We start from the raw sequence: 12,309 nt of genomic DNA on the forward strand, positions 1-12,309 counted from the left end.
ACTTATTGTGTATGATTGGTTACACATGCCCCTATACCCCAGCACTGCACTGGCGACAGTGTGGTTGTCACTGTGCTGTCATCATAGGCTTTCATCATGCCCGAATTGCCTGAAGTTGAAACAACGCGGCGTGGCGTTGCCCCTTATATCGAAGGGCAAGAAATTACCGAGGTGTTGGTAAGGCACTCTCGTTTGCGCGTACCAGTGCCCGAGGATCTAGCCGATCGACTAATAGGCGCGCGGATTGGCGTATTAAAGCGCCGTGCTAAGTACCTGCAAATTCCCGTGATGCGGTCTGAGCGTGAGGCCACGTTGCTGTGGCACTTAGGCATGTCGGGTAGCCTGCGGATTGCCAAGGTTGGTGATTTGCCCAAAAAACATGACCATGTTGATGTGGTGACGGCCAATGGCCATGTGCTGAGGTATCACGACCCGCGGCGATTTGGTTTTGTTGACTGGCAGCAGGGCGATGGTAGTTTGGATACGCGCCTAGCGCACCTTGGTCCTGAGCCGTTAGATGATGCGTTTAACGGGCGTTGGCTCTATAACGCCTCCCGTAATAAACGCGTTGCGGTAAAGCCTTTTTTAATGGATAACCGCGTGGTGGTGGGTGCGGGTAATATTTACGCTGCTGAAGCGCTGTTTATGGCAGGTATCGACCCGCGTCGCGCCGCCGGGAAAATTTCCCTAGCCCGTTATCAGCAGCTGGCCATTGCGGTAAAAGAGGTGCTGTCGGCGGCGATTACTCAGGGCGGTACCACGCTGCGAGATTTTGTCAGTGGCCAGGGCGAGCCAGGCTACTTTGCCCAGCAACTGAACGTTTATGGACGCCATGGGCAACCCTGCCTGCGCTGTGGCGTTGAGCTGCGACGTATCACGCTTGGTCAGCGGGCCAGTGTATTTTGCCCTGGATGCCAGCGGTAGTAGCTACTCTTTGATGTTAACTGTTTTGCCTATGTTTTCAGAGTCTATGGGCTTTCAGAGTCTATGGGCTTTGTAAGATTGCTCTTTTGGAGATTGTTGTGACTCAACGCCTGCGCCTGAATAAAAATGCCGATCGCCGTCTGAAAGCGGGCCATCTGTGGATCTACTCCAATGAAGTAGATATTAAAGAAACGCCGTTGAAAAACTTTGTTGCGGGTGAGTCTGCGCTGGTCGAAGCCTCAAACGGCAAAGTCCTTGGGGTAGCCTACATTAACCCGCATTCACTGATTTGTGGTCGAGTAATGTCGCGTGACCCAGAAATGCGCCTGGATCGATCGCTGTTCGTGCACCGTTTCAATCAGGCGTTGGCGCTGCGTCAGCGTCTGTTTGATAAGCCGTTCTACCGTTTGATCCACGGTGAGGGCGACTTGCTACCAGGGCTGGTTATTGACCGTTTTGGCGATGTGCTGGTGGTGCAGCTGAATACCGCAGGTATGCAGGCGTTAGCGGAAGAGATTGTCGATGCGTTGGAGAAAGTTGTAAAGCCCAGCGCCATTGTATTCCGCAATGATACTGGCGGTCGTCGCCAAGAAGGCCTGGAAGCTCACGTTGAAGTAGTAAAGGGCATCCTTCCTGATGAGGTTCTGTTGGAAGAAAACGGGGTCACTTTTGCGGTACCTGTGTTGAATGGTCAGAAGACAGGTTGGTTCTTTGATCATCGCGTTAATCGCGCGTGGCTGAATAGCCAAGTGGCTGGTAAGCGTGTGCTAGATGTATTCAGCTACGTGGGCGGCTGGGGTGTGCAGGCGGCTGCTAGCGGTGCCTCGGAAGTACTATGTGTCGATGCTTCTGCCCCTGCACTGGATCAGGTAGCTCGCAATGCCGAGCTAAATGGTGTGCAAGAACAAGTTGCGGTAGCAGAAGGTGATGCTTTTGAAGCGCTAGCGGCACTGAAAGCCGATGGCGAACAGTTTGACGTTGTCATTCTTGATCCACCGGCGTTTATCAAAAAGCGTAAGGATATTCCCAATGGGGAACGCGCTTACTCACGCCTGAATCGTGAAGCGATGCGTCTGCTGGGCCGTGATGGCTTGCTGTTATCGGCCTCGTGCTCCATGCACCTTGCACCTGAGCGTTTGATTGATGTGGTTCGTGGCGCCGTTCGCCACCAAGACCGCCACGGCCAGGTGATTTTTCAGGGCCACCAGGGGCCCGATCATCCCGTCCATCCAGCGATCCCGGAAACATCGTATTTGAAGGCGTTGGGTGTGCGGGTATTCCGCGATTAAGTCGAAGACACTTCTTAGCGAGCGTGTGAAAAATAATCGATAACATCAAGGAGTAACCACAAGGAGCAGCACTATGGAGTGGGCATTGCCGAATCCCTTTGTGATTGAGCTTAAGGTGACGCCGGAGGCCATTGATGCCTACCAGCACGTCAACAACAGCGAGTATTTGCGCTGGGTAGAGCAGGTCAGTTGGGCTCACTCTGAAGCTCTGGGGCTATCCCTTGATGATTATCAGTTGCTAGATCGTGCCATGGTGGTTCATCGCCATGAGTTAGACTACCTGGCTCCCGCGTTTGTCGATGACAAACTGCAGTTGGCGACGTGGATTGTGGCTTGCGATGGGCGTTTTAGCCTCACTCGTCGGTTTCAGCTTAAACGTGTGGAGAGCGGTAAAACGCTGCTAAACGCACGCACCCGGTTTGCGTGTGTGGCTCTCTCAAATGGGCGGCCTACACGGTTACCCGATGAGTACCAGCGTATTTACGGGGCAGCGGTGGTGGCAGAGTAGGCTGTACCATCACGCTTGTGACGCGGCATTCGTTGATTACCGCTCTCTGGGCATTGTAGGCAGTAGCGACTACCCAAGGCTATCTGTGTCGTGCATGTGTCTAAATCCGACGTGGTGACTTCTTTTCGACGTGATTTATCGTGTTTAAGCCTAACTCCCTTCCCGAGCGCCATGGTTCGCATAAAGGTCAACCCAACCCAACCCAACCCAACCCAACCCAACCCAACCCAACCCAACCCAACCCAACCCAACCCGACGGCGACAGCAGTCAGCGGCTCACCGGCATCGAGCTGATTCAACATCGCAGCGTCTAGAAAGACTAGCAATGGCAGCACACGCTCACCGCCACACCGAGTGCCAGACAGTTCGGCAAGCCACCGGCCCTTAACGGGGCAGCGCATGGCCAAAGCATCCCAGCCCCAACCTGGAAATCGCCCTGGGTCGAATTATCTTCTAGCGACTAGGTAGCTAAGATCATTGCATATTGGCAAGCTACTCATGGCGAGAAAAATATCCGAATGCAGAACAATATTCTTAAAAAGCATATGCACTGCTGAATAAAGAATTTCCAGCGGTCTACCGCCAGCGTTAGGCTTAACACCATTATTCATGTTGGCCAAGCAAGCGCCTGTTTTTAACAGGCGCTTTTGGCGTTGCTAGAAGGTGAGCTATGTCCATGATTTCTGCAGGAGCACCGGCAAACTACCGCGTGCCATTATTTTCAACAGCAGCCATCGTGCTGGGCGCGGTGATCATCGGTGTGGTATTTGGTGCCAATGTCGGCCTGTTGATGATTGTTGGAGGGTTGTTGGGACTGGTGCTGTATCACGCGGCATTTGGCTTTACGGCTGCTTGGCGGGTGTTTATTACTGAGCGGCGAGGCCGTGGTTTGCGCGCCCAAATGGTGATGTTAGCGATCGCTGTCGTGCTGTTTTTTCCTGCATTAGGGGCGGGCACGCTGTTTGGTACTGAGGTGCGAGGCTTTGTGTCACCGATTGGTATCTCGGTGCTTTTTGGGGCCTTTATATTCGGTGTTGGCATGCAGCTGGGTGGCGGTTGTGCATCGGGCACGCTGTTTACTGCGGGGGGCGGTAATGCACGGATGTTGATCACGCTACTGTTCTTTATTGTTGGGTCGGTGATTGGTTCGGCGCATTTTACATGGTGGCAGAGCTTGCCAGCGTTTCAGCCTGTTTCGTTGGTAAAGGTGGCAGGTGCTGGCGGTGGAATCGCGATTAGCTTGGTGCTATTTGCAGCGATTGCGGCGTTTACCGTGGTCATGGAAAAGCGTCGTCATGGTCACCTAGAGCAAGCGCCATTAGTCGATAAGCCTGGTAGTCAGCGCTGGTTAACTGGCCCATGGCCGTTGATCGCTGGTGCAGTGGCGCTAGCGCTACTCAATTTCGCGACATTAGCTTTGGCTGGTCGCCCCTGGGGCATTACCTCTGCGTTCGCGTTGTGGGGTGCGAAAGGGTTTGAACTCGTTGGTGGTGATGTTAGCCAATGGGGCTACTGGCAAGCACCCGGTAATGCAGCAGCGTTAGAGGCCAGCGTGTGGAGCGATATTACGACGGTGATGAACGTTGGCATTATGTTAGGAGCACTGGCCGCTGCGAGTTTAGCGGGTCGTTTTGCGCCTAATTTCCGTATTCCACTTAAATCTGTTCTGGCGGCGGTGATTGGTGGTCTGATGCTGGGCTACGGTGCGCGCTTGGCGTTTGGTTGCAACATTGGCGCTTACTTCAGTGGTATTGCCTCTGGCAGCTTGCATGGCTGGGTTTGGATGGTGGCGGCGTTTGCCGGCAACATGGTGGGCGTAAAACTGCGCCCGTTCTTTTTTGATGGTGTTGAAGGGCGGAGACCGGTTGCCAAAACCTGTTAGAGGTTGATCAGATACGATGCTTTTTGTAGGCGCCTTGGTAGTCACCAAGGCGCTTTTTTGTTGTCTTTAGTTATGTCCCTCCCACCTTTGTCGTACTAGCATGTTACATTACGCACAAACGCCGCCAACGCCCTGCGTTGCTGCATTGCAATAGCAATCGACATAAAAAGAGAGTGCCTATGTCCACGATGAGTAAACGCCCCTTATACATTCCTTATGCCGGTCCTTCTTTGCTTGAAATGCCGCTATTGAACAAAGGCAGCGCGTTTACTCAAGAGGAGCGGCTAGCCTTTAACTTGATCGGTTTATTGCCACAAAAAGTTGAGTCTATTGATGAACAGCTGTCGAGGGCATATCGCCAGTATCAGCAGTGTCATAGTGATCTTGAAAAGCATATCCATCTGCGTGCTATTCAAGACGATAATGAAACGCTTTACTTCCGTTTAGTTTCCCAGCATCTGGAAGAGATGCTACCGATTATTTACACCCCTACGGTCGGGCAGGCGTGTCAGGAGTTCTCTAATATTTATCGCAATCACCGGGGGCTGTTTATCAGCTATCCAGATCGCGAGCACATGGACGATATCCTGCGCAGTGCCACCAAAGATAACGTGAAAGTCATTGTTGTCACTGATGGGGAGCGGATTCTAGGCTTGGGTGACCAAGGCATCGGTGGAATGGGTATTCCTATTGGTAAATTAGCACTTTACACCGCTTGTGGAGGTATTAGCCCCGCCTATACGCTGCCGATTATGATTGATGTGGGTACTAACAATCAGGCATTGCTGGACGACCCAATGTACATGGGGTGGCGTCATGAACGGGTTAGTCAAGAAGAGTATGATGCGTTTATGGCGGAATTTATTACTGCTGTAAAACGTCGTTGGCCGAACGTATTGCTTCAGTTTGAAGACTTTGCCCAAGCGAACGCAGTGCCGCTGTTAGAACGCTACCGAGATGACTTGTGCTGCTTTAATGACGATGTGCAAGGTACTGCCTCGGTGGTGGTCGGCACCTTGATGGCGGCATGTCAGGCTCGTCAAGAAACCATCGCTCAGCAGCGTGTGGTGTTTGTAGGTGGCGGTTCGGCGGGTTGCGGCATTGCTGAGCAGGTAGTTGTGTCTATGCAGGCAGAGGGGCTGACTGAAAGCGAAGCTCGAGCGCGGATATTCGTTGTCGATCGAGATGGGTTGATGACTACTGATCAGCCCTGGCAACGAGACTTTCAACGCCGCTTGGCACACTCGCCTGAGCTGGTCGCTAGCTGGAATAGCCAGGGGCTTGAAGACACGATTGCCCAGATCAAACCGACAATTCTCATTGGTGTATGCGGTAAGCGCGGTATTTTTACCGAACAAGTGGTGCGTACGATGCACGCTGGGTGCGAGCATCCAGTGATTATGCCTCTTTCCAACCCTACCTCTCAGGCAGAAGCGGTTCCTGAAGATGTGATTCGTTGGACCGATGGCCAAGCGCTGGTCGCCACAGGCAGTCCTTTCGCCCCTGTGGTATATAACGGACGCACTTACCCGATTGCTCAGTGCAATAACGCCTATATCTTCCCTGGTATTGGCTTGGGTGTGATTGCGGCGGGTGCTAATCGTGTCACTGATGAAATGCTGATGAGTGCTTCTCGGGCTTTAGCCCGCGAAGCGCCTTTGGTCAAAGAGGGCAAAGGTGCACTGTTACCGCCGCTGTCGCGAATTCGTGATATCAGCAAATCAATTGCCTTTGAAGTGGCTGCTCAGGCCCAGCAAAATGGTGTGGCGCTTAAAACTAGTGGCACTGAACTGCGTGAGCGTATCGAGAAAGCATGTTGGTCGCCAGAATACCGCACCTATCGTCGTAGAGCTTTCTAATTAAATAAAATCTAAAGTAGCATGCAAAAAAAGCCCCCACCGAAGTGGGGGCGATGCAAGCATTGGTAGGTGTTACTTTCTACGCTGCGCCGATCATCTTGCGCAGCACGTAGTGAAGGATACCACCGTGGCGGTAGTAAGCCAGCTCATTGACGGTATCAATTCGGCACTTGGCATCAACGGTGCGCTCCCCATCTTCATTTTTGATGACAATTTTCACAGTGCCACCTGGGCTTAAATCGCTCAAGCCAGCAATTGAGATTTCTTCATCACCTGTCAATCCAAGCGTTTCACGGCTTTCACCTTCAGGGAACTGCAGCGGTACCACGCCCATGCCAATTAGGTTTGAACGGTGAATACGTTCATAGGACTCGGCAATCACCGCGCGTACACCCAATAAGCGGGTGCCTTTGGCTGCCCAATCCCGTGAAGAGCCGGTGCCATACTCTTTACCAGCAATCACCACTAGAGGAGTTCCTTCCTCTTTATATTTCATGGCGGCATCGTAAATCGCCATTTGCTCGCCGCTGGGTACATGTCGGGTTTCACCACCGACAACCCCGTCCAGCATTTCGTTTTTAATGCGCACGTTAGCAAAGGTGCCGCGCATCATCACTTCATGATTGCCCCGACGAGAGCCATAGGAGTTGAAATCAACAGGCTTGACGCCGTGCTCCTGAAGATAGCGCCCAGCAGGGCTGTCAGGCTTGATAGAGCCCGCTGGGGAGATATGGTCGGTGGTCACCGAATCGCCCAGCATGGCTAACACGCGTGCGTTTTTAACATCTTCGATAGCGTCTGGCTCGCGCTCCATGCCTTCAAAAAATGGCGGATGCTGGATGTAAGTTGATTCAGGCCACTGGTATACCTTACTTTCAGGGACGTTGATTGCTTTCCAGGTATCGTCGCCCTCAAATACCGCGCCATACTCTTTACGGAACATCTCGGTGTTGACTTGCTCAACGGCATTGGCGATATCTGCCTGAGAAGGCCAGATATCTTTGAGGTAAACCGGGTTGCCTTCGTTATCCTGGCCGAGTGGCTCGGTGGTTAAGTCGCACTGCACATTACCGGCTAACGCATAGGCGACCACCAAGGGCGGTGAGGCGAGCCAGTTCGTTTTTACCAGCGGGTGTACACGGCCTTCAAAGTTGCGGTTGCCTGAAAGTACCGATGCTACGGCAAGGTCGCCGCTATTGATTGCTTCTTCGATTTCGTCGGGAAGTGGACCGGAGTTGCCGATACAGGTCGTGCAGCCATAACCCACTAGGTTAAAGCCTAGCGCGTTCAAGTCATCGCTTAAGTTAGCAGCTGCCAAGTACTCGGTTACTACCTTCGAACCTGGGGCAAGGGAGGTTTTTACCCAAGGCTTCGTGGTGAGCCCCTTTTGGCGAGCATTACGGGCCAGCAGGCCGGCTGCCATCATGACGCTGGGATTAGACGTATTGGTACACGAGGTAATGGCCGCGATTACCACCGCGCCTGGGTCGAGGCTGAAGTCTTGGTCGTTGAGCTTAACGTCTTGGCTGGTGTCATGTTTAAAACTGCGCTCAACCCCGACTGCCGTTTGTCCGCCTTCTGAAGAGAGTTTCCCTTTTGCGGTTGAGTCGGCGGTGGTGTCCTCTTTCATAAATTTGTCGAACGCAGCGGCCATGTCTTTCAGCGCCACACGATCTTGAGGACGTTTTGGGCCAGCAAGGCTAGCTTCAACCTCGTCCATATCGAGACTGAGAGAGTCTGTAAAGATCGGTTCATCGCCTGGCTCGCGCCATAGGCCCTGGGCTTTACTATATGCTTCTACTAAAGCTAGTTGTTCATCTTCACGGCCGGTCAGGCGCATGTAGTTGATTGTTTCGTCGTCTACCGGGAAAAAGCCGCAGGTCGCGCCATATTCCGGTGCCATATTGGCGATAGTGGCACGGTCAGCTAAGGGTAAGTCGTTAAGGCCATCCCCATAGAATTCAACAAACTTACCCACCACGCCTTTTTTGCGCAGCATTTCAGTGACCGTGAGCACAAGATCGGTGGCGGTAATGCCTTCACGCAACTTGCCGTTTAGCTTGAAGCCAATAACCTCAGGAATCAGCATCGAAACCGGCTGACCAAGCATCGCCGCTTCCGCTTCGATACCGCCCACGCCCCAGCCAAGTACGCCCAGGCCGTTGATCATGGTGGTGTGGGAGTCGGTGCCAACTAAGGTGTCGGGATAGGCAAACGTCTGCCCATCTTCCTCTTTCGTCCATACAGTTCGGCCCAGGTACTCTAGGTTAACCTGGTGACAAATGCCGGTGCCGGGAGGTACAACGCTAAAGTTGTCGAACGCTTGCTGGCCCCAGCGTAGAAACTCATAGCGCTCGCCGTTACGCTGCATTTCGATATCGACGTTTTCTTGAAATGCCGCGGCGTTGCCGAATTTATCGACCATCACCGAGTGGTCGATCACAAGATCAACCGGAGAAAGTGGGTTAATACGCGCGGGATCTTCGCCCAACTTTTCAACCGCAGCGCGCATAGAGGCAAGATCAACCACCCCAGGCACGCCGGTGAAATCTTGCATGAGTACGCGAGCAGGGCGGTAGCCGATCTCACGGCTTGATTTGCCCTCTTTTTGCCAGTCCACTAACGCCTGAATATCTTCTTGGTCGACACTTTCGTCGTCACCAAAGCGCAGCTGGTTTTCGAGTAGAATTTTGAGCGTTTTGGGTAGCCGATCGATATTACCGAGCGCATCGGCGGCTTTTGGTAGGCTGTAGTAATGATACGTGTGGTTGCCCACGTCTAGGGTAGTGAGCGTATCGGGTATCTTGCCCATTGTTTTCTCCTCTAATTGCTTGGCCTTGAGCGAATTGCTGTTGACAGCGTGTTCATGGCGACTCACTTGGCGCGATGGTCACGGCTTTTTTTCAATGTGGCGTATCCTTAGTATGGCTGATCTTCTTAATAGCACATGGGTGTTTCACCCTTGGCTTTCAAGTCGTCTTCACCTAATAGCGAAGGTTAACCCTTGTAATTGCTTGTACTTGACGCCATTTCAGGCAGACTCTCTTGCAAACGATATCTGCTCAATTATGACAAAGGTGGTGTCATGGAAACGCGTCATGAACGTTTAATTATTCTTGGTTCCGGCCCTGCAGGATATACGGCAGCGGTGTATGCAGCCCGTGCTAATTTAAAGCCGCTGCTCATTACCGGCCTGCAGGCAGGTGGCCAACTGACCACCACAACCGATGTCGATAACTGGCCGGGCGACGCTCAAGGTGTTCAGGGGCCGGAGTTGATGGAGCGCATGAAGCAGCACGCTGAGCGCTTTAATACAGAAGTACTGTTTGACTATATCAATGAGGTCAGCTTAGGTGAAAAACCGTACACCTTGAAAGGGGATAGCGGAATTTACACCTGTGATGCGCTGATTATTGCCACCGGTGCCAGCGCACGCTACCTGGGCTTGCCAACCGAGCAGCAATTTATGGGGCAAGGGGTGTCTGCTTGTGCCACCTGCGATGGCTTCTTTTATCGCAATCAAGAAGTGATCGTGGTGGGGGGCGGTAATACGGCTGTTGAGGAGGCACTTTATCTCTCAAATATCGCCTCAAAGGTTACCTTAGTGCATCGTCGCGATACCTTACGCGCCGAGAAAATCCTGCAGGATAAGCTGCTCGAAAAAGTTGAAGCAGGAAAAATTGTTCTTGAGTGGTTCTATGAAGTGGACGAGGTGTTAGGCGATAACACCGGGGTCACTGGCGTACGCGTTAAGTCGACTAAAGACGGTTCCAGTAAAGAGATTCACGCGCCAGGGTTGTTCATCGCTATCGGCCACAGCCCTAATACGGGCATTTTTGAAGGCCAGCTGGAAATGAACGGTGGCTATATCAAGGTGAAATCAGGCCTTGAGGGCAATGCAACAGCTACTAGCGTGCCGGGTGTGTTTGCCTGCGGTGATGTGATGGATCATATCTATCGCCAAGCAATTACTTCTGCTGGCAGTGGCTGCATGGCAGCGCTAGATGCTGAGCGCTATTTAGATGGCATTGCCTGATTGACTGCCATTGTTAGTAGTTGGCATTAACAATTATCACTATTCACTACCGCCCATCGAGTTTTGTCTAACTAGATCACGCTATTAGATCAACAATCGATGGGCGTTTCATCAATACGCAGCCGACCTAGTCGGCTCAGCACAAGCTTTCTCCCTCGGGTGTTTTCCGCGCAAAGATTAAAACTGCCGTTAAAACCGTTTGTGTGACCAAGGGTGCTGTAGCTTACTCGGCGTGTGCCGCGGCTATACGATATGGCTGTCGTTGCCTGTGCTGGAAATACCCGCACAATGTCATTGCTGCGGATGTGATTAATGGAATCTCCTTTAACGACCAATAGAGCATTGCTCCAATCGCGTGTGCAAGCGCTTTTAGCAGCGTTTGCTGGGCAAATGGTGGTGGTTATACGCTGCGTAATTGCTGTGTTGCGTGCGAGAGAAAAGGCCGTCTGCAATCTGTTAATATCAGCTGTTACCGCTGTATTGCGGCCAAGTGCCTGAAAATTTGGAATTCCCCAAGCGGCTAATGCTGAAATAAGCAGTAGTGTAATGACCAGTTCGAGAAGGGTGAAACCTTGGGTGCGCGTAAGAGGTACGCCATGAAGGGAAGGTGGCATGGTGGCTCCCAGTTTGTTTTTTTACAGCCTACCTCGCATTGTTCTTTTTTTATGTAAGCCAAAGCGGACAAACGTTGTGAGCAATTTCTTAATTATTGGTGGTGGCGTGATCGGAATGATGACGGCACTGCAATTAGCAGATGCTGGACAGCACGTCACGATCGTAGAGCGCGGTATTTGTGGACAAGAGTCTTCCTGGGCTGGCGGAGGGATTGTCTCACCACTTTATCCATGGCGGTACGCGCCGCCGATCTCACAGCTGTCGCGCTGGTCTGAAGGCGTATACCCCACGTTGTCGCTGCGCTTGCTAGAAGAAACTGGCATTGATCCTGAATATCGACAAAAGGGACTGCTCTATCTCAATGTTGACGATGCGGAAACAGCACTTGGGTGGGCGCGTCAGCTTGGCAAGCCACTGGAGCGTGTCAGCGCTGACTTTGTTCATCAAAAGGAGCCTAAGGTGGTTTCGGCGCAGGATGGCGCACTGTGGATGCCAACGCTAGGCAATGTGCGTAATCCTCGCCTAGGGCAAGCGCTGCGCGCTCGGCTTTTGGCTATGTCTAACGTGGTGCTTAATGAAGGCTGCGAGGTAAGTGGTTTTATAACACGTGACCGACAGGTGCTGGGCGCTAAGACGGCGCAAGGGGAGCAACGTGCAGAAAAAGTAATTGTGTGTGGTGGAGCCTGGACAGCCAAGCTGTTAGAAAACTTAACGATTCGCCTACCGGTACGCCCAGTAAAAGGCCAAATGATTGCTTATCAAGCGCCGCTAGGGTTGGTGCAGCGCGTAGTGTTAAAAGATGGCCGTTACATTATCCCACGTGGCGATGGTTTGCTGCTGGTAGGTTCAACCTTAGAAGAGGCGGGCTTTGATAAAGCGACCGACAGTGAAGCGCTAGCGTCACTTAAACAGACCGCAGAAAGCATAGTGCCTACGCTGTCAGATTACCCAGTCGCTTATCATTGGGCAGGATTGCGTCCAGGTTCGCCAGACGGTATTCCATTTATTGGTGCGCTACCGGAGTGGTTCAATATTTACGTGAACGCAGGCCACTACCGCAATGGGTTAGTGCTTGCACCAGCGTCTACCCACGTTTTGGTTGATCAGCTATTAGGGCGTGAGGCACTTATCGACCCAACACCCTTTCAGCCGACACCAGACCGGTTAATGACGTATTAGCATAGTGAATGATGGAG

At 52.4% G+C, this 12,309-nt stretch carries 10 protein-coding genes; 7 read left to right on the forward strand and 3 right to left on the reverse strand.

What is annotated here, in order from left to right:
- Nucleotides 1-96 precede the first annotated feature (96 nt).
- The 3 genes from mutM (at nucleotide 97) to K1Y77_RS02320 (ending at nucleotide 2,721) form a co-directional block, all read left to right on the forward strand.
- Nucleotides 97-924: a bifunctional DNA-formamidopyrimidine glycosylase/DNA-(apurinic or apyrimidinic site) lyase gene (mutM, locus tag K1Y77_RS02310; RefSeq protein WP_030074357.1), complete on the forward strand. Its 828-nt coding sequence runs from the start codon at nucleotides 97-99 to the stop codon at nucleotides 922-924.
- Between the two features lie 98 nt (nucleotides 925-1,022).
- A complete protein-coding gene (locus K1Y77_RS02315) occupies nucleotides 1,023-2,213 on the forward strand; it encodes a class I SAM-dependent rRNA methyltransferase (RefSeq protein WP_030074356.1) in 1,191 nt (396 codons plus the stop codon).
- Between the two features lie 73 nt (nucleotides 2,214-2,286).
- The gene (locus tag K1Y77_RS02320; RefSeq protein WP_030074355.1) at nucleotides 2,287-2,721 is read left to right on the forward strand and encodes an acyl-CoA thioesterase; all 435 of its coding nucleotides are present in this window, start codon (nucleotides 2,287-2,289) and stop codon (nucleotides 2,719-2,721) included.
- Here K1Y77_RS02320 and K1Y77_RS02325 read toward each other — a convergent pair.
- The gene (locus K1Y77_RS02325; protein ID WP_264430146.1) at nucleotides 2,694-3,122 is read right to left on the reverse strand and encodes a hypothetical protein; all 429 of its coding nucleotides are present in this window, start codon (nucleotides 3,120-3,122) and stop codon (nucleotides 2,694-2,696) included. The genes K1Y77_RS02320 and K1Y77_RS02325 overlap by 28 nt on opposite strands.
- Nucleotides 3,123-3,391: 269 nt before the next feature.
- On the opposite strand from K1Y77_RS02325, the gene K1Y77_RS02330 reads away from it, so the two are divergent.
- Both K1Y77_RS02330 and K1Y77_RS02335 read left to right on the forward strand, forming a co-directional pair.
- On the forward strand, nucleotides 3,392-4,603 hold the full coding sequence (locus K1Y77_RS02330; RefSeq protein ID WP_264430147.1) for a YeeE/YedE family protein: 1,212 nt from the start codon (nucleotides 3,392-3,394) through the stop codon (nucleotides 4,601-4,603).
- A gap of 179 nt (nucleotides 4,604-4,782) precedes the next feature.
- Nucleotides 4,783-6,462, forward strand: coding sequence for an NAD-dependent malic enzyme (locus K1Y77_RS02335; RefSeq protein ID WP_264018894.1), 1,680 nt, complete (start codon nucleotides 4,783-4,785; stop codon nucleotides 6,460-6,462).
- A 79-nt stretch (nucleotides 6,463-6,541) separates the two neighbouring features.
- Here the strand turns inward: K1Y77_RS02335 and acnA are convergent, their stop codons facing one another.
- Nucleotides 6,542-9,274: an aconitate hydratase AcnA gene (acnA, locus tag K1Y77_RS02340; protein WP_264430148.1), complete on the reverse strand. Its 2,733-nt coding sequence runs from the start codon at nucleotides 9,272-9,274 to the stop codon at nucleotides 6,542-6,544.
- A 273-nt stretch (nucleotides 9,275-9,547) separates the two neighbouring features.
- Between acnA and trxB the strand changes: the two genes are divergently transcribed.
- Nucleotides 9,548-10,498, forward strand: coding sequence for a thioredoxin-disulfide reductase (gene trxB, locus K1Y77_RS02345; RefSeq protein WP_264430150.1), 951 nt, complete (start codon nucleotides 9,548-9,550; stop codon nucleotides 10,496-10,498).
- Nucleotides 10,499-10,587: 89 nt separating this feature from the next.
- On the opposite strand, the gene K1Y77_RS02350 is transcribed toward trxB, so the two are convergent.
- Nucleotides 10,588-11,112, reverse strand: a complete 525-nt coding sequence (locus tag K1Y77_RS02350; protein WP_030074349.1) for a GspH/FimT family pseudopilin — start codon at nucleotides 11,110-11,112, stop codon at nucleotides 10,588-10,590.
- Nucleotides 11,113-11,188: 76 nt separating this feature from the next.
- On the opposite strand from K1Y77_RS02350, the gene thiO reads away from it, so the two are divergent.
- Nucleotides 11,189-12,292, forward strand: a complete 1,104-nt coding sequence (gene thiO / locus K1Y77_RS02355; protein ID WP_264430151.1) for a glycine oxidase ThiO — start codon at nucleotides 11,189-11,191, stop codon at nucleotides 12,290-12,292.
- Nucleotides 12,293-12,309: the final 17 nt, after the last annotated feature.

Origin of the sequence: Halomonas qaidamensis (assembly GCF_025917315.1) — a bacterium.
Lineage (GTDB): Bacteria > Pseudomonadota > Gammaproteobacteria > Pseudomonadales > Halomonadaceae > Vreelandella > Vreelandella qaidamensis.